At 35.8% G+C, this 19536-nt stretch carries 15 protein-coding genes; 11 read left to right on the top strand and 4 right to left on the bottom strand.

Annotated elements, in window-relative coordinates:
- Positions 1 to 163 precede the first annotated feature (163 nt).
- From ABJD27_RS04800 to ABJD27_RS04785, 4 genes are all read left to right on the top strand, one after another.
- Positions 164 to 3484 (top strand): amidohydrolase family protein, encoded by a 3321-nt coding sequence (locus tag ABJD27_RS04800; protein ID WP_348202001.1) that lies wholly within the window; start codon positions 164 to 166, stop codon positions 3482 to 3484.
- Between the two features lie 271 nt (positions 3485 to 3755).
- Entirely contained in the window at positions 3756 to 4145 is a 390-nt protein-coding gene (locus ABJD27_RS04795; RefSeq protein ID WP_348170266.1) for a nuclear transport factor 2 family protein, read from the top strand.
- A 244-nt stretch (positions 4146 to 4389) separates the two neighbouring features.
- Positions 4390 to 5871, top strand: a complete 1482-nt coding sequence (locus tag ABJD27_RS04790) for a carboxypeptidase (RefSeq protein WP_348172009.1) — start codon at positions 4390 to 4392, stop codon at positions 5869 to 5871.
- 117 nt (positions 5872 to 5988) lie between these two features.
- Positions 5989 to 6999, top strand: a complete 1011-nt coding sequence (locus ABJD27_RS04785) for a pirin family protein (RefSeq protein WP_348170269.1) — start codon at positions 5989 to 5991, stop codon at positions 6997 to 6999.
- Positions 7000 to 7089: 90 nt separating this feature from the next.
- On the opposite strand, the gene ABJD27_RS04780 is transcribed toward ABJD27_RS04785, so the two are convergent.
- Together ABJD27_RS04780 and ABJD27_RS04775 are read right to left on the bottom strand one after the other, a co-directional pair.
- Complete coding sequence (locus ABJD27_RS04780) at positions 7090 to 7995, bottom strand: M57 family metalloprotease (RefSeq protein WP_348170272.1); 906 nt, start codon at positions 7993 to 7995, stop codon at positions 7090 to 7092.
- 541 nt (positions 7996 to 8536) lie between these two features.
- On the bottom strand, positions 8537 to 9175 hold the full coding sequence (locus tag ABJD27_RS04775; protein ID WP_348170275.1) for an LON peptidase substrate-binding domain-containing protein: 639 nt from the start codon (positions 9173 to 9175) through the stop codon (positions 8537 to 8539).
- A 153-nt stretch (positions 9176 to 9328) separates the two neighbouring features.
- On the opposite strand from ABJD27_RS04775, the gene lysA reads away from it, so the two are divergent.
- The 7 genes from lysA (at position 9329) to ABJD27_RS04740 (ending at position 16782) form a co-directional block, all read left to right on the top strand.
- On the top strand, positions 9329 to 10555 hold the full coding sequence (gene lysA / locus ABJD27_RS04770; protein WP_348170278.1) for a diaminopimelate decarboxylase: 1227 nt from the start codon (positions 9329 to 9331) through the stop codon (positions 10553 to 10555).
- Between the two features lie 224 nt (positions 10556 to 10779).
- Positions 10780 to 11886, top strand: coding sequence for a serine hydrolase (locus tag ABJD27_RS04765; RefSeq protein WP_348170281.1), 1107 nt, complete (start codon positions 10780 to 10782; stop codon positions 11884 to 11886).
- 92 nt (positions 11887 to 11978) lie between these two features.
- Positions 11979 to 12545, top strand: a complete 567-nt coding sequence (locus ABJD27_RS04760; RefSeq protein WP_348170284.1) for a PhnA domain-containing protein — start codon at positions 11979 to 11981, stop codon at positions 12543 to 12545.
- Between the two features lie 230 nt (positions 12546 to 12775).
- On the top strand, positions 12776 to 13243 hold the full coding sequence (locus tag ABJD27_RS04755; RefSeq protein WP_348170286.1) for a hypothetical protein: 468 nt from the start codon (positions 12776 to 12778) through the stop codon (positions 13241 to 13243).
- A 5-nt stretch (positions 13244 to 13248) separates the two neighbouring features.
- Positions 13249 to 15147: a GMC family oxidoreductase gene (locus ABJD27_RS04750; protein ID WP_348170289.1), complete on the top strand. Its 1899-nt coding sequence runs from the start codon at positions 13249 to 13251 to the stop codon at positions 15145 to 15147.
- Between the two features lie 2 nt (positions 15148 to 15149).
- On the top strand, positions 15150 to 16364 hold the full coding sequence (locus ABJD27_RS04745) for a ferritin-like protein (RefSeq protein WP_348170292.1): 1215 nt from the start codon (positions 15150 to 15152) through the stop codon (positions 16362 to 16364).
- Between the two features lie 22 nt (positions 16365 to 16386).
- Positions 16387 to 16782: an antibiotic biosynthesis monooxygenase gene (locus ABJD27_RS04740; protein ID WP_348170295.1), complete on the top strand. Its 396-nt coding sequence runs from the start codon at positions 16387 to 16389 to the stop codon at positions 16780 to 16782.
- Between the two features lie 175 nt (positions 16783 to 16957).
- Here the strand turns inward: ABJD27_RS04740 and ABJD27_RS04735 are convergent, their stop codons facing one another.
- A complete protein-coding gene (locus ABJD27_RS04735; protein ID WP_348170298.1) occupies positions 16958 to 18514 on the bottom strand; it encodes a DUF1028 domain-containing protein in 1557 nt (518 codons plus the stop codon).
- A gap of 535 nt (positions 18515 to 19049) precedes the next feature.
- Entirely contained in the window at positions 19050 to 19535 is a 486-nt protein-coding gene (locus ABJD27_RS04730; protein WP_348170301.1) for a hypothetical protein, read from the bottom strand.
- Between the last annotated feature and the right edge of the window lies 1 nt (position 19536).

Below are 19536 nucleotides of genomic sequence, written 5' to 3'. Positions count from 1 at the left end.
CACTACAATTTGGTATCTTAGAAGACTAAAACTGGGATACAGAATAGAAAATCTATTACATCTTGAATCTACTGTAAAAACGACCACTTTGTTTCGTTTTAATTGTATCTTCAAGCTTCATTACGAAGTTCTATTCCATATTTCAGTTAAAAAATAACACCCTATGACCAAAAGATTCCTCGTTGCGTGTATTGCGCTAGTGCTTGCATTTCCTGCAACTGCTCAAAAGAAAAAGAAGAAAAGTAAAAAAGACAAAGACACAAAAGAAGCCACATGGGATGTTGCAAATCCTGGAGATAGCTTTAATTACAAATCACACTCCTTTACAACAGACGAAGGAACATGGATGAACCTTGATGTAAGTCCTGATGGTAGTACCGTGATCTTTGATTTGATGGGGGATATCTATACCATGCCAATCTCTGGCGGAAAAGCCAGCCCACTCCGTACTGGAATTCCTTTTGAAGTACAGCCTAAGTTCTCTCCAGATGGAACAAAAATTTCGTTTACTAGTGATGCAGGCGGTGGTGATAATATTTGGATCATGAACGCAGATGGTAGTGATGCCAAGCAAGTCACCAAAGAAAAATTTAGACTGCTTAATAATGCTACGTGGACAGCAGATGGACAATATCTTATTGCTCGTAAACACTTTACGTCTGGACGTTCATTAGGAGCTGGAGAAATGTGGCAATACCATCATACAGGTGGTGCTGGATTACAACTCACCAAACGTAAAAACGATCAACAAGACGTAAACGAACCATCTGTATCTCCAGATGGAAAATACCTATACTATAGCGAAGATGTCTATCCTGGAGGATTCTTCCAATACAATAAAGATCCTAACAAGCAGATCTATGTCATCCAACGGTATCATTTTGAGGATGGAAAAATCCAAACCTTAACCAATGGTCCTGGAGGTGCTGCGCGTCCTACCGTTTCGCCAGATGGAAAACTACTTGCGTTTATCAAACGTGTTCGCACAAAAACGGTGTTATATATTCATGATCTAACCACAGGAGAAGAATGGCCTATATATGATGCACTTAATAAAGATCAACAGGAAGCTTGGGCTATTTTTGGGGTATATCCCAATTTTGATTGGATGCCAAATAATGAAGAAATTGTCTTCTGGTCTGGCGGAAAAATCAACAAAGTAAACATCCGAAATTACAATCATAACCTGATTCCGTTTACAGCAGATGTTACCTTACAAATTGCAGAAACGGTTCATTTTAAATCTCCTGTCGCTCCCGATGAGTTTGATGTAAAAGTGATTCGTCACGCCACCACATCGCCAAATGGGAATACGCTTGTTTTTAGTGCACTCGGTAAACTATACAAGAAATCATTGCCTAACGGAACGCCACAACGTATCACTTCTCAGAATGAAGATTTTGAATTTGAGCCTTCATTTTCGGCAGATGGACAACGACTTATTTATGTCACTTGGAATGATGACAATTATGGAAGTATCCGCACTGTATCTATAAACGGTGGGACTTCTCAAAAACTCACTCAAGAAAAAGGGATTTATCGTACGCCCGCTTTTTCACCTGCCGGGGCAGGCGCGAGAACGATCATCTATCGTAAAGAAGCACGTAATACAGATCAGGGATTATCTTTTGCAAAGAAACCTGGTATCTATACATTAACGCAAGGACAACAACCGAAACTGATCACCCAGAACGGAGAATATCCAATGTATACCGCCGATGGAAAACGTATTTTCTTGCAAACTGGAGGTACGTATTTTGGGAATCTTACCAAGAGCCTTATCTCTGTAGATCTTAACGGAAATGACCAACGGACACACGTTACATCAAAATATGCAAATAGACTCATACCGAGTCCTGACAACAAATGGATTGCCTATACCAATCTTCATAAAGCATTTATTGCGCCGCTTGTGATGAACGGAAAAACAATCGATTTAGATAACAATTCAAAATATGTCCCTGTATCTCAAATTGCAAAAGACGCAGGAATCAACATCCATTGGTCACCAAATAGTCAGAAAGTGATGTGGACTTTAGGGGATCAATATTTTTCAAATAACATCAAAGACCGTTTTACGTATTTACCAGGATCTCCAGAGAAAGTTCCAGAAATAGATGTAACGGGAATTGCTATTGCGCTTAAAGCGAAAACAGATAAACCATCAGGCGTTACTGCATTTACAAATGCACGTATTATCACCATGGAAGGAGATCAAGTCATTGAAAATGGAACCATCGTCATTACAGATAATAAAATCACAGCCATGGGTCAGAATGTATCGATTCCTTCTGGAGCAAATACTATTGATGTATCTGGAAAGACGATCATGCCTGGACTTGTAGATGCTCATGCACACGTCGGTGCTTTCCGCTATGGATTGCCATCACAAAAACATTGGCCTTTCTATGCAAACCTAGCTTTTGGTGTTACCACCTCACATGACCCGAGTGCTAATACTGAGACCATTTTCACGTTAAGTGAACTTCTAAAAAGCGGTGATATGGTAGGACCACGCCTCTACTCTACAGGATTTATTCTATATGGAGCCGATGGTGATTTTAAAGCAGTGATCAATAATCTAGATGATGCGCGCTCTGCGATACGACGTACCAAAGCTTTTGGCGCAAAATCAGTGAAGAGTTACAATCAGCCACGAAGAGAGCAACGCCAACAAGTAATGCAAGCTGCTCGTGAGTTAGGGATTAATGTTGTTCCAGAAGGTGGATCGACTTTTTATACCAATATGACCATGATTATGGATGGACATACTGGGGTAGAACATAATATTCCTGTAGCTCCAGTATATAAAGATGTACTCGAATTATGGGGAACGAGTAACACTGGATATACACCAACCCTTATTGTAAATTATGCAGGTGTTAATGGAGAATTTTATTTCTACCAACATGATGATGTGTGGGAAAATGAGAAATTACTGAAGTATACTCCACGCTCTATTGTAGATGCAAGATCACGTCACCGTACGATGGTTCCAGATGAGGAGTATCAAAATGGTCATATTCTTACTTCAAAAACCGTAAAAGCATTAGCTGATAAAGGTGTTAAAGTAAATATGGGAGCTCACGGACAATTACAAGGTCTTGGGGCGCATTGGGAAACGTGGATGTTACAGCAAGGTGGTATGACCAATCTTGAAGCGTTACGTGCTGCAACCATTAATGGTGCTGAATATATCGGAGCCGGCGATGAAATAGGATCGCTTAAAGTAGGTAAACTAGCCGATCTTATTATCATAGATGGAAACCCAATAGAAAATATAAGAGATACAGAAAAGGTAACTCATACGATGGTGAATGGTCGATTATATGATACATCAACAATGAATGAGGTAGGTAATACCACCAAAAATCGTGGAGAATTCTGGTGGGAAAACACAAAACAAAGCACTGCCTTTCCTTGGCATCAAGAAAGTAATAGTTTCACTATTCCTGGATGCGGATGTCACGTAGGGCATGAGTAAAGTTGAAATTAGAAATACGAAATACAAATGTTAAAATGATTATAGTACAATAGCATCCTTGTGGTGGTTATTCAAAAGGATGTGTAGCTTTTGGCACACATCGGTTTTGAATTTTCCGTTAGTATAAAGCTAAAGGCATAAATATAATTAATGAAATTCCCGCCTTCACGGGAATGAAGTGAAGGCTTTCCTCCTAGGAAATAGGAATTTAGGGAGGTGTTTTTTGGCACAAACCAGTTTTAAATACTTAGTCATCATAAAATAATGAGACATGAATAACGTAGATAAACAAAAACTAGAGGTTATCAAAAGTTATATAAACGCATATAACAGTTTTGATGTGAAAGGAATGATAAAAAATTTATCTTCTGATATCATCTTTAAAAATATCACGAATGACACTGTTGACTTAGTTACTAACGGGGTTGATGAATTTAAAACACAAGCAGAAAAGGCAGTATCATTTTTTAGTCAGCGAGAACAAAAAATCATAAATGCTATACAGGAAAATGATATTATAACAATAGGTATTGATTATACTGGAACTTTGGCTATTGATTTACCTAATGGATTAAAAGAAGGAGAGATACTTGAAATGCAAGGGAAATCAATATTTAGATTCGAAGGATTACAAATTATTGAGATTAATGATATTAGTTAAATATGCTGAAAAAATATAAAAATTACCATTATGTAGGAGACTGAGTGATTTAATTTCGCCGAAAGGCAGAAAGAAAATAGTATCGAAATCTCATTTTACAACTATAAAAATAGAGTACTACTCTAAAATAGAACAATACTCTATTTTGGAATAACCAATAATGTGACTTCCACCTTCGTGGAGGTAAAAATGAATAACCATGAAAAAAACACTATTCCTATTTGTATTTGTTAGTTTTCTATGTATGACTACCTATGCACAAGACAAGATGATGTCTAAAGATATGATGTCTCAAAAGGTAAGCGTTCCTGTAGATGAAGAGGTCGTTACAAGTCATACAACGACAATCAAAGGAAAAACCATTCCATATACTGCAACAGCAGGTTTTCAGCCTGTATGGGATGAAGAAGGAATGCCTATAGCTTCTCTTTTGTATACTTATTATAAACGTAGTGATATAAAGAACGATGAGAACAGACCTCTTGTTATTTCTTTTAATGGAGGACCTGGATCTGCTTCTGTATGGATGCATGTTGCTTATACGGGACCTCGTATCTTAAAAATAGATGATGAAGGTTTTCCTGTACAACCTTATGGGGTTAAAAGCAATCCGAATTCTATTTTAGATGTTGCTGATATTGTCTTTGTAAATCCTGTAAATACGGGATACAGCAGAATGATTGCTGGTAAAGATGGCAAGATGCCTGATAAGAAAAAGTTCTTTGGTGTAAATGCAGATATCAAATATCTTGCAGACTGGGTAAATACCTTTGTAAGTCGCGTAAACAGGTGGCGTTCTCCTAAGTATTTAATTGGAGAAAGTTATGGTACTACGCGTGTTTCTGGACTAGCAGCGGAGCTTCAAAACAGAAAATGGATGTACATCAATGGGGTGATTCTTGTATCGCCTACACAGATAGGTTTTGAATTTGATGGACCTGTAGAAGTAGCAAACCGTCTTCCATATTTTACAGCGGCTGCTTGGTATCATAAAGCATTACCTCCTGTACTACAAAGTAAAGATCTCCTAGAAGTTCTCGCCGAAAGTGAGCAATATGCGGTAAATGAATTACTACCTGTGATGGTAAATACGGGATATATAGACCCCGCAAGAAAAGAAGCTGTGATTAAAAAAATGGCTTATTATTCAGGTTTATCAGAACGTACAATACGACAACATAATCTAGAGGTTCCTAAAGCTTATTTCTGGAAAGACCTTCTTAGAGATCGCGATGGGTTAACGATAGGGCGATTAGACTCTCGTTATAAAGGACTTGACGTCAAAGAAGCAGGAGATCGTCCTGATTATAATAGCGAACTCACAGCTTGGTTACATGCCTTTACGCCTGCCATTAATTATTATTACCCACAAGAATTAGGGCTTAAAACTGATTTGAGTTACAATATGTTTGGTCCTGTACGTCCGTGGGATCGTACTAATAATAATTCGGGAGCCGATTTAAGAGAAGCCATGGGGGTTAACAAAAACCTTCATGTGATGATTCAAAGTGGGTATTTTGATGGAGCAACAACTTACTTTAATGCAAAGTATGTTATGTGGCAATTAAATGCTTCTGGAAAACTCTCTGATCGATTGAGTTTTAAAGGATATCGCAGTGGTCATATGATGTATTTACGTAATGAAGATTTAATTAAAGCCAATGATGATATCCGTGATTTTATCAAAAAATCATCTGCAAATATCAATCAAGGAGCGAGGTACTAGACTCGTAAAAATATACTATATATACGACTAAAAGGTAATGTAACGGTGTATGCTTTCGCGAAAGCGTATACTAGAATTTTAAAATAAGATTTCCGCTTTCACGGAAATCAAGCAGTTATGAAAGCAATAAAAAAGATACGAGAGCTTGGATCACAATGGGAAACACAGGATCCATTTTTGTTTTGTGCATATCATCTAGACAAATATCCAAAAGGCAATGATCAATTAGGACCCGATGCATCACTAGCTGGTCGTAATATAGGCATGGATTTTCACGGAAAAGATGGATGGAATATGTACCATGGACAGACAGTACCTGGTTTTCCTGCACATCCGCATAGAGGTTTTGAAACCATTACTATTGTAGAACAAGGTCTTGCAGATCACAGTGATTCTCTTGGTGCTGCAGGTAGGTTTGGAGAAGGAGATGTACAATGGATGACCTCTGGTAAAGGGGTACAACATAGTGAGATGTTCCCTTTATTAAACCAGGAAGGAGAAAATCCTTTATTGTTATTTCAATTATGGCTCAATCTACCTAAGGTAAGTAAAATGGTAGAACCTCATTATAAAATGTTATGGCATGAGGACATTCCTGTAGTAACGCATCAAGATAATGATGGTCACACAATCAAAGTGAAAATTATCTCTGGTCAATATCTAGATACCATTGCCTTATCCCCTGCTCCTGATAGTTGGGCTGCGCAAGCAGAAAACGGTGTTCAGATTTGGCTTATTACACTGGATGCTCAAGCACGTTGGAACGTTCCTACATCAGATTCAGGTTTAAATAGAACATTATATTTTTATAAAGGTGATGAGATTACCACAGATGGATATCAAATTCCTAAAAATCATGGATTAGATCTCATCTCAGATCAAGAGATTAGTATTCAAAATGGAAAAGAAAAAAGTTCGTTCTTATTTATTCAAGGTAAACCTATTGGAGAGCCTGTAGCAAAACAAGGTCCATTTGTAATGAATAATCATCAAGAAATTAATGATGCAATAACCGAATATCGCAACACTGAATTTGGGGGGTGGCCATGGCCAACACATGATCATACACATGACAGAAACAAAGGACGTTTTGCTATACACGCCGATGGCAAAGAGGAAATTAAATAATCTTTTTTACAAAATATATTATAAAAAAAACGCTTCCATTTCTGGAAGCGTTTTTTCTTTTTCAATAATAAATAAACTAAATAAAATATATTAATACATATTACGCAATGCGGTAATATCATTATTATCAAACTCTCCATCCTCATTACTTGAGAAACAAGCTTGCATTACAGAGTTTACATCTCTTCCTGTTGGAGTACCTGCTACGTGAATAGCACCATCAGAACCTTGACCTTCATTTCCTTGAGAAGAAGATGGGCAACTTAAACGATCAAACCAATCTGAATGACGGAATCCTATAGAATGTCCAATCTCATGAGTGATTACGTGCTCGTTTACGTTTGTAGAGAATCCATCAAGATTGTAAATCTGTATAAACTTGTGAGGCGCTCCTCCGTTAGTTGGGAATCCAGCTACACCTCCAGAACCATTATTGTTTGTAGAGTTATCATATACAACCATATCAGCTGCTTGGAAATTTGTTCCATACGTTAGATTAAATTGTAATGTCACTCCACTCAAACGGTTATAGTTATTTACTGCCCACTGCAAAGCAGTTTGTCCTTTACTAGAAAGTCCAAATTGATCATTTCCTGTGTATCCTATGATATCAATCGTTCTATTAGATCCAGTAACAAGGTTAATTGTACGGTATTGACGGCTTTGTGCATCTACTGCTTGAATCGCTCTTAGCTCTTCTATAGTCATTACAATGTCATCTCCTATATAAATACGCTCTTCTATACTTCCATCAGGTAAATGAAAGTCACCTTTTGTTATAGTTCCTGCATCAATCTCTAAAGATCTAATTAATTCTAGAACGGTCTCATCTGTGACAGCATCACGAGAAGTAACATCATCATTTACAATTTCGGGAGAAACCTCTACAACTAGATTCGAATCTTCATCTAAAGTAATCTCATCACGCTCACAACTTGAGAACAATAATGTAGCTCCAGCTAGTAAGAAAAAAACTGATTTAAAATTTGCTTTCATTTTAATAAATATTTTGATTAGTAATGGTATAAATGTAATGAGAAATTATAATAAATTACGAATACTACAACATTTTAACATAAATTATCTTAAAATTTACGGTAAAACCATAAAAAATTATGTTTTTATAACTATTCAATAAATAAAATATACTAGTAAAATAATGTAAAGTAGATTGATTAGCGCTCATTTTTAAATAAAATAGAGCTAGAAAGCATCTCTTAGAAGATGCATAAACGATGTTTAAAAAATGTAATAGAAAGAGTAAATCTTGTATATGATTCTTTATTTTGTTACTAATTTCTTTTTAAAGAAATGTGCATTCTCTTCTTCTGGGAATGCATCGTATATATTTTTTTAAAGCAAGTAGACTCTAATTAAATTAGTAGTAACGTTTTTTATTTCTTTTCCTTATTACAAACATCTTATGTTAATAGCATTATAAATATACAAGTAATAAACTATATATTGAGTATTATTTAATAAATTAACATAAATCATTGCAAAGTTTACGGTAAAACCACAAAAAATAGCATATATATTAGTATTCTTCAAAATCTAATGGGTCAAAGTTTTTAAAATGCCCATTTAATTTTATAATCTCTTTGGTTCTATTTATAGATTGTACAGTAGGTAACATCGTTTTAAGATGTTGAATTAAAAAAAGATATCTTTCTTTTTCTGAAGCAATCTGAAGTAATTTATATTCTTGAGCAACGCTAAGTCCCATCTTATGAGATAAGCTATAACTTGTAACTTTATTTACATCTACGGCAGGAGTTTCTATATCTAGTTCGTTGTAAAAAGCATTAAGTAAGTTAATAAAATTGTCTCTTACGACTACTGTACCATCATCTATGGCGTCTATAAAATGTACAACAGCTCCTGCATATAGTTTGTCATCTAGTCTATTATAAAAATCAATAAGTTTAAAAACACGTACTCCTTTACATATAATATCACTTGCCCCAGAAGGATATCGTTTCACCACTTTTAAAAGTTCCATTTCTGTTCCAAATTCTAATCGTTTATCTATATAGGTAGGGATTCCAAAAGTGATACGACCTTCTACACAATCTTCTAATAATTGTTGGTATCGCTGCTCAAAAATATGTAACGAAAGTTCTTCTTCTGGAAATGCTACCAATTCAAGAGGAAACATAGGTAATGTCGTTGTCATTTTTAGTACTGTTTTTAATAAAAAAGTTGAAAGGAAGGTACTAATTGTTATCGAAATCTTAAATTTTAACCTTCTTATTGATCTTTTTAGCTTTTAAGTATTGTCTATTAAAATTAGTCTACTAATTTCGTAGGCTTAAAATAATTAATAGAAATGACAAACAAAGATCTTTTACAAGTAGTTCGAGAGCATGGAAGTCCTGTGTATGTGTATAACGCTGCAACAATTACATCTCAATATAAACGCTTAACTGCTGCTTTTAAGAAGGTCAAACAATTACGCCTAAACTATGCGGTAAAGGCGTTAAGTAATATCTCAGTCTTACAACATATTCATGGTTTAGGAGCTGGGTTAGATACTGTTTCTATACAAGAAGTACAACTGGGTCTTGCCTCTGGATGCCCTGCAGACCGTATTATTTTTACTCCTAACGGGGTATCCCTTTCTGAGATAGAAGCTGTAGCAAAGATGGGTGTGCAAATCAATATTGATAATTTATCAATACTTGAACAGTTTGGAACCAAATACCCTAATGTTCCTGTGTGTATTCGTATTAATCCCCATGTAATGGCTGGAGGAAATACAAATATTTCGGTAGGACATATAGATAGTAAATTTGGTATTAGTATTCACCAAGTACCACATCTTTTACGTATTGTAGAAAATACAGGAATGAATATAAATGGGATTCATATGCATACTGGGAGTGATATTTTAGATATCGATGTATTCTTATATGCGTCTGAAATCCTTTTTGAAACAGCAAAACAGTTTCAAAATTTAGATTTTATTGATTTCGGAAGTGGTTTTAAAGTACCCTATAAGCCTGGTGATATTGAGACCAATATAGAAGAGTTAGGAGAGAAATTGGGAGATCGTTTTAACGCTTTCGCGAAAGCGTATGGAAAACCACTCACCTTAACCTTTGAACCTGGTAAATTTCTTGTGAGCGAGTCTGGTAAATTTCTTGTAAATGTGAATGTTGTTAAACAAACAACCTCAACTGTTTTTGCACAGGTAGACAGTGGTTTTAATCATTTAATAAGACCTATGCTTTACGGAAGCCGTCACGAGATCCATAATATTAGTAATCCAGAAGGGAGAGAACGTTTTTATAGCGTTGTAGGATACATTTGTGAGACAGATACTTTTGCAAATAACAGACGTATCTCAGAAATTAGTGAGGGAGATATCCTTGCTTTTAGTAATGCTGGTGCTTATTGCTTTACCATGGCTAGTAATTATAATAGTCGGTATCGTCCGGCAGAAATACTCTGGAAAGATGGAGAAGCGCATTTGATACGCAAAAGAGAAACATTTGAAGATTTACTTCATAACCAAGTACCTCTAAAAGCTATAGAAACTTCTGATATAAAATGAAGTAGTTGATACTATAATCTATAACAAAGCGCATAAAGAATTTACACTCTATGCGCTTTGTTTTTTTCTTCTCCTTTCCAAAAGTTACTCTTTCGTTTTACTTTAAAATACGTCCAAAAAGGCCATTAAAAAAAGGCAAAAAATACCTTAGAGAATAAAATCAACATATAACTTCTTAAAAATTAGTATTTTTAAAAATGCGGGTTCTTGTATTTTTAATTATAATGCTTTGTATAGTATGTATTTCTTGCGATACAACTATAGATACTCTTTTAACATCAGACCATCCTAGTATTAAGAAGGTAATAGATAGCATAGAAAAACATGAAGTGCAAATTCTATACACCCAAATAGATACAACAGATAAAGGAGATATTCGTTTTAAAGATTTTTCATTTCAAGCAAAGAACAAAGATTATTTCTACCCTGCTAGTACTGTAAAATTACCCATTGCATTGCTCGCTGCAGAATATTTAGAACAACATAAAGAACTTCACCTAGACACTCCTTACATCTCAAGAAGAGATACAATCTTACATAGTGTAGCAGATGATATACGGCAGATCTTTGCTGTGAGTGATAATGAAGCGTATAATAGATTATATGATTTATTAGGGAGAGATCAGATTAATAAACGGCTTAAAGAACTAGGTTTCTCTCCTACTCGGATTGCTCATCGTCTCTCTACTTCAAATGCCAATGATCCTAAAAGAGATACTATAAAGTTTTTTCCTTCTTATGAAGGCCAAACCATCATACCAGATTTTTCTCCAGATCTGCCTATAAAGATCCATTCTCTCAAAAATCAACAAAAAGGAACTGGATATATAAAAGACGGTGCTCTTATAGATATGCCTTTCGATTTTTCTAAAAAAAATTACTTTCCATTAGAAGCCCAACACGAATTGACAAAACGATTATTTTTTGGAGACCAATTTTCAAAAAGAAAGCGGTTTAAAATATCAAATATAGATTTATATCGTATCCAAAAAGCAATGCGTACACTTCCTAGAAATGCAAAATACGATCCAGAAACCTATTACGATAGTTATGTAAAATTCTTTATGTTTGGGGATTCTAAGGACTCCATTCCTGATCACATAAAAATCTATAATAAAGTAGGTTACGCTTATGGTACACTTACTGAAACAGCCTACATTGTAGATACAAAAGAAAACATTCAGTTTATACTCTCTGCAACCATACTCGTAAATGAGAATAGGATCTTTAATGATGATATCTACGAGTATGACACCCTAGGGATTCCTTTCTTAGCGCAACTTGGCAGAGAAGTTTACGAACTTGAAAAAAGTAGGAAAAACGACAAATAAAAGGTGGCATCATTTAATAAAAAACCATTGCTATTTCCAGCATTTATTTCTTCATTTTTCGTTTCTTCGCGAGACGAACAATCCAAGATATTATGAGCAACCTGAGAGAACTACAAAAAAGAAGTACTGTATGTGAATTATGTGGTCACGATGAAGATCTACAAGCCTATACAGTTACTCCAAAAGAAGAGCAGATTCTCGTGTGTTCTAACTGTGCTGGGCAAATAGAAGACCCAGAAACGATGGACTCAAATCACTGGAGGTGTCTTAATGATAGTATGTGGAGTGAAGTAGATGGTGTAAAAGTAGTTGCTTGGCGTATGCTTCATAAACTCAAAAAAGATGGATGGTCACAGGATTTACTTGATATGATGTATTTGGAAGAACATGTGCAAACTTGGGCAGAAGCAACCGGAGATCACATTGAAGAAGATGAGAATACGATTATCCACAAAGATTCAAATGGAGTTCGTCTTTCTCACGGAGATAGCGTAGTGCTTATCAAAGATCTTGATGTAAAAGGAGCTAACTTTACCGCAAAACGTGGCGCTTTTATGCGTAATATTTCATTAGTTCATGACAATGCAGAACATATAGAAGGAAGAATCAATGGTCAGCAAGTAGTGATTGTTACAAAATATGTAAAGAAGAGTTCGTAAGTTTTCAAAAAATCGCAAAGAAAACAACACTACTAAATAGTAAACTGATCTATCATTTATATGCTACTATATACGCTTTCGCGAAAGCGTATAACACCTCAACTTATTATCACTCCATCAGCAGTATACTCATCAAACATTCTAAATTTTATCCTCCCATAAAATACACGTATAAATACGTGTAAAACAAAAACACCAAAATTGTATTTTCATCTCATAATCAACCTATTATGAAAGAAAATAATAATGGATCCGAAATACTACTAGAGATTTCGGCTTACTTAACAGGTTTTGAAAAAGCCGATTTGTTAGGTACAGGGATGCTTGATCCCTATTATAGATATACTATAAAGCAATATGTAGACGCAGACGACGCTGGCACATTACAATCCTTTCTGATGGAATCAAAAGTAATTGTAGAAGAATTTGGTCCTGATGAAGATGCAGTTATTAATGCTGTAAAAGCTCGTTTTCTACCCTATGCAAAGTTCAATACACTTGTCACACAACTAGTAACCATGTGGTATACTGGAGAATGGAATGGCGAAGTCATCTCTATAGAAGGATACAAACAAGGGCAAGCCTATGTACAAGGATTAATTTGGGATGCCGCAGAGACACACCCACCAGGAGCAAAACAACCTGGATATGGATCATGGGCTAAAGAACCTATTAACTCAAAAGGAAACATAAAATAAGTGTTATGAAAGACAAAGAATACGACGTTGTTATCGTAGGATCAGGAATCTCTGGGTCTATCATGGCAAAAACCCTTACACAAGCAGGTAAAAGTGTATTGCTTCTGGAAGCAGGACTTACCGCAGGAGCAACCATGAAAAGCAATGGTTCATATTATAATTATATGACCTATATGGAAACATTTTTTAATGCTGCAGCAAAAGTTCCTAACTCTCCGTATCCAAACTTAAAAGATGCCCCCTCTATCGATGTGATTAACATCGAAACAATCCCAAGTCCAACAGAACCAAGTACCAAAGGTGACTATCTCGTACAAGCGGGTCCTTTACCTTTTGGAAGTGACAACTGGCGTGGTCCTGGTGGAACTACCATGCACTGGCTAGGAACTACACCACGTATGCTACCTAATGATTTCCAGATGAAAACCAAGTATGGTGTTGGCGTAGATTGGCCATTTGGATACGATGATCTAAAGCGGTATTATGAGATGGCCGAGTTAGAAATTGGCGTTTCAGGTAATGTTAAGGAACAAAAAGGACCAGGCGTTACTAAAAGCTATTATGGGGATTATGATTTTCCTATGGAGAAAATTCCGCAGAGCTACCTTGATCAAGTCTTTATGAAAGAAATGAAAAAAGGAGGAGATTCTGTAGTAAAGCTGGATGGTAAAAAATATAAAATAGAGTTTGTTAGTACCCCACAAGGTCGTAACTCTATTCCTTGCCCAGAATATCAATACCGTGATATAACTTGGGATAAGAGAAGGAAAAAACTTCAACTAGTAAGAAGTACCGCTACAGAAAAATACAAGCAATCTGGAGCCATTTGGAGTCCTAATGTAGGACTACGTTGTGAAGGAAATGCAAGTTGTGTCCCTATTTGTCCCGTACAGGCAAAATACAATGCTTTAAAAACATTGAGAAAAGCAGTCGGTGAGTATCTAGATATCAAAACACAAGCCGTAGCTTCTCGTGTTCTTGTAGATAAGAAAGGAAAAAAAGTAACAGGTATAGAATATAAAACCTTTGACACAGGCGATGATGTAATATACAATACACGTGTAGCAAAAGGAAAAATTTATGTTCTCGGTGCTAGTGCTATAGAAAATGCAAAGATTTTACTCGCCTCTGGTATTGCAAATTCAAGTGACCAAGTAGGTAGAAACTTAATGGATCATCTTGTATTATTAACCTGGGGATTACTTCCTAAAAAAGCATACCCATATAGAGGACCTGGATCAACAACTAATATTCCAACGTTTAGAGATGGAGCATTTAGAAGTAAACATGCTGCTTGGATTTCTCCTGTAGACAATTGGGGATGGGCTTGGCCTGTATTTTCTCCAGGATCAGATTTGAGTGACGCCTTAGGGAAAGATATGTTAGGAAAAGAATTGAAAAATCACCTTAATCATGTTCTCACAAGACAATTATTACTACATTTTGAGTGTGAGCAAACACCAGATCCAAACAACAGAATTACAATAGACGAAGCTTATAAAGATCCTATTGGTAACTATCGCCCAATTGTACATTACAATACAAACGAATACATGAATAAATCGTTTGAAGCTGCTGTAAAAGTATCTAATCAGATTTTTGAAGAAGCAAATATTGAAGATCACACAAGTTATAGCCAAGAACTTGACCCTGATTATGTAGAGTACAAAGGGAAAGGATATAATTTCTGGGGAGCTGGTCATATTGTAGGTACCCACAGGATGGGAACAAAACCGAGCAACTCTGTCGTAAACCCAGATCAAAGGACCTGGGATCATGACAACTTGTATCTCATAGGATGTGGAAATATGCCAACATTAGGAACTTCAAATCCAACACTTACCATGTCTGCTCTTACTTTTAAAGCAGCAGAAGCTATTCTTAAACACTTAGATAAAAAATAATAATGAGCGATTCATATAATAATACAAATCCAAGACGTCAGAAACTTAATAGCCGTCTTAAACATCAAGAACAACAAGCGGTTACTGCAAAAGCAGGATTACTTAGAGCATCTGGAGCTATTAAAAAGAAAAAGAAGCCTACTCTAAAAAAGCTAAAAGCCAATTTACAAACGGCCATGAAGCTAGAACATTCGACGATTCCTCCATATTTATGTGCATTATATTCTATCAAGGAAGGTAAAAACCTTATGGCGACAGAAATCATCAAGAGTGTTGTCATTGAAGAAATGTTACACATGGTAATGGTGGCAAACCTAATCAATGCTATAGGAGGAAAACCTGTTGTTGGAGAGGTGAAAGGAGAACCTTTTATACCTTCATATCCAACACCACTTCCAGGTAATGTAGATCCAAGTCTTATTGTGAACCTAACATCTATGACCAAAAAACAAATACGTGTTTTTTGTAAAATTGAACACCCTGGCGATGAAGAACGTGAAGAAAGAGCCAAATTACGATCGATAAAAGATGGAGAGACAGAATATGCTTCTATAGGTGATTTTTATGCTGCAATTCTAGATGATATGGAGGCGTTAGAAGAAGACGCTCATAAGAAAGGAAAAACCATCTTTACTGGTAAAACACCACAAGTTACTCCAGAGCATTATTATGGTGCTGGAGGAAGCATTATTCCCGTTCATAATATAGATGATGCCCGTGCCGTAATTGATGAGATTGTAGACCAAGGAGAAGGAAGTTTCGGATCTATTTTTGCCGAGCCATATAAAGAAGGAAAAGAAGAATACCTCTGGTTTGGTGCCGATGTCGAAGAATATGCACATTACTTTAGGTTTAAAGAAGTTCAATTTGGTCGATTTTATAAACCAACAGATTCTGCCCACCGCGATAGTCCTAATCGAGGGCGTCCTACAGGTGAAGAGATTGACATTGATTGGGAGGAAGTATATATGATGAATGACAATCCAAAAATGAAAGACTATCCAGAAGGTTCTGAAATCCGCAAGAAGATGTACGATTTTAATAAAACGTATTCTAATTTATTGGATAATCTTAACAAAGGTTGTAATGGAAAACCTGAAGTCCTTAGAGAAGGCATCATGATCATGTTTGATATGAAATACAAAGCACTTGAACTTATGAAAATTCCAGGGAATAACGGATTGGCAGTCGGTCCCAGTTTTGAATATATAAAGTAACAAACATAAAACACATAAAAATATGGTATCCGTAACCGCAGTCTGGACAATCCTTAAAGGAAAAGAGAGTGAAGTCATTCCAGCATTAGAAGCCCTTGCAACAAAAGTACAAGCCACCGAACCTGGCACACTACTCTATCTCCCACAAGCAATAAATACGAAGGGGTACAGTGACCCTGTCCCCAATCCTAATGACATTGTATTTGTCGAAATGTATAAAGATCAAGCCGCCTTTGATTATCATTTATATGGTCCTAATGGACAAAAAGATCCTAGTGGTACTTTTGTTGATTTTGTAAACGACTATGGTCGTCTTTTTGAATGGGACACACAAACAGATATGCCTAAGATGGTAGTTACTGCGCTGAATCCATTTACAGGGTTTGTAAGAGAAGCTATGGATTTTCCGTGTAAGTAAGGCTTTTATAAGTACGCTTTCGCGAACCTGCCTGACGGGAGACAGGAGCGTATACAAAAGATATCCATCATATTCAAATCGTTCCTAAAAAGAGCATTTCACCTTCTATAAAACAAAAAAATCAACCATTTCTGGTTGATTTTTTTTATAAAATATGGTTGATTATTTAAGAAGTTTAACGCTTTATAACTTGTCTAACCGTTGTCCCGCTTTCTGTAGAAATTTCTACAAAATATACCGCAGATTTTAATGCAGATACATCTATCTGTGAGTTTTGAGAATCTATTATTTCATCTGAAACAATACTACCTTTCACATCATATATTTTTACTTGTTGAATCACTGTTCTAGGAGAGTCTATATTCAACACATCTTGAATTGGATTAGGATACATCTGTATTGTTTCTAAGGCAAGTTCGTCTATTCCTAATACTTCAGAAGATAGCATGATGTTATCAATAGCAACATCTCCACGTTGTCCTATTCCAGTAGTACTATCCATTCTAAGTTGGATGGTTTGACCTGCATATTCTTCAAGGTTTATTGTTGCTGTAGTCCACTCATTTCCTTGATTTCCATTTAATAACCAAACTGTAGTCCATCCAGTACCGTCATTTACACGTACTGCCATATTTCCTACGTTTACTCCAAACATATGGTAGTCAAAGGTTAGGGTTGGAGTCTCAGTAATACTACTAAGATCAAAACAAGGACTGTTTAAAACAGCTCTCTTTGTTGGATTACCTACATTAGATCCCGTAGCTTCTGTGTATAAGTAAAAATCCCCATCTGTTGCACTACTTGGTCCCGTGTTTGATGTTGGTGTTCCATCTGCATCTCTTGTCCAGTCAAAATCTGTATTTCCTACGTGTGATAAATCATTATCGTTTTGCTCCCATAAACCAAGATCTGTTTCAAAACTTTCTGAATATGGATATGTTGTTACCGTATCACTACAGGTTGTTCCTGGATTGGTTAAATAAAAATCATACGTCGTTTGTAATACATCTATTGGATCTTCTGCAAAAGCTGTTTTACTTACATTAAGATCTACTGTTAAATGTCCGTAATTGGTAAATAAGTCTTCTACTTTGGCTACACGTAAAAAAGCCGATTTAGAACTTGTCTCATTACTCGTACAAGAAGTTTGAGCCCCAATACGTTTTGCCCCTTGCATAGCAGCCATTAACTTATCTGCCAGTGTTCCTTCTGTTTCTAGAAATCCTGTTTCCATATCATCCAGTACATCTTGTGATAAAAGGATATTTCCTTGAATAGCATAATTAGGCCCTACAATATGGTTTGCAAAACTACCATTATTACTTCCTGTAAATCCTACAGCTCTTGGAGTTCCTCCAGGTCCTCCTATCAAATCTACAATTCCATACTGTCTTGTTTGATGTTGTGAGTCATTGGCCATTAACCAATCTAGAATTTCTTGTGGCGAATCCCCTGCTTCCATCCTTGCTCTTGCTTGTGCTTGGATTTCAAAGGTGAAAAAGGATTGAGTATGTATTCCTCCTACACCTAAAATAATATCACTTATCACAAGTGCTCCTTCTTCTCCATTAAGATCATCTATATCAAGACAGGTTGCTCCTGCACTTCCTATTTCCCCCGTTACTGGGTCTACAGCGACAATAGAAAATGTATGTTGTGCATAGCTATATGCTGAAAAAATTAATACTAAAAAGGCTGTTAGAATTTTTCGTTGATTGTTAAAGCGATTCATTTTTTTTGGTTAAAGAGATTATACTTTATGTTATGTAACAGTAAAACCATTAAAAACTATAGAGGTCAAACACTTTAATACTTCCAGTTATCACAGGAGTATGCCTTATTTTCTTAAGAATAGGAAAGTATTGTTTTCTATAGCAATTATTATTAATAGGTTTCTTTTAATCTTAAACAATTAAAGCGTGTAAATTCCTACCTCAATATCTGTTTCATTTACTGGTTATGTAGATGGTGAATTATGGTTGTAGATCTATTTAGAATTTAAACCTTCTAAATTTGTCTCAAAGAGATATTAATCTTTCTTTATACGCTTTCGCGAAAGCGTATAAAAACTCTTTAGAATTTCTAAACATGTATGTATGATATAGGAGTCCTCATAAAAAAGAACCTACTCAATGAGTAGGTTCTTAATCATAAACAATGCATCCTTTTTTTTATATAAAAACCACGCATATCTACAATACCAAAACCATTTTGTTCTCTTTCTTAAAGTTTAATAAATATGCTTCCAGCTAAAGATGTAAACGTTTTTAGTCAAAATACATTGAGATAGGTTCTGTATCTTCAAGTCCCTCAGTATCATCCTCACGGAATAAGATGTAATAAAAATCATGTCCTGTGGGAGGATCAGGAAGAACATCTTGAAAAGGCTTCCCAACATATATATATTCTCCAGGGAGGATTAATCTTGAACCCCGATATAGTGGCCTTGTCAAACGTCCATATATAGCATTCACACTACTTCCGCTACCTTTAAGGCGTACGTGCATATTAGTACCACCACTGCTAGATGTGAAGCCAGAAGGTATTAATACTTCATCTGTTCCTGAACTTCCATCCATAGTCATGGCCAATCCAGTGATAGGTGTATTTCCATTAGAACCCCCGCCAAAATTAATTAGTAAGGTCACTTTTCCTGATCCCATTTCGGTAAACTTTCCGTCTTGAGTATAGATTTTATAGCTACACACTTTTCTTATTTCGTTTGCTTTGTCGTTGTTATTTTCTGTATCCATA

It is taken from the genome of Dokdonia sp., assembly GCF_039945015.1.
In the GTDB taxonomy this organism is placed as follows: domain Bacteria; phylum Bacteroidota; class Bacteroidia; order Flavobacteriales; family Flavobacteriaceae; genus Dokdonia.
This window is presented reverse-complemented; position numbering and strand designations above follow the sequence as displayed.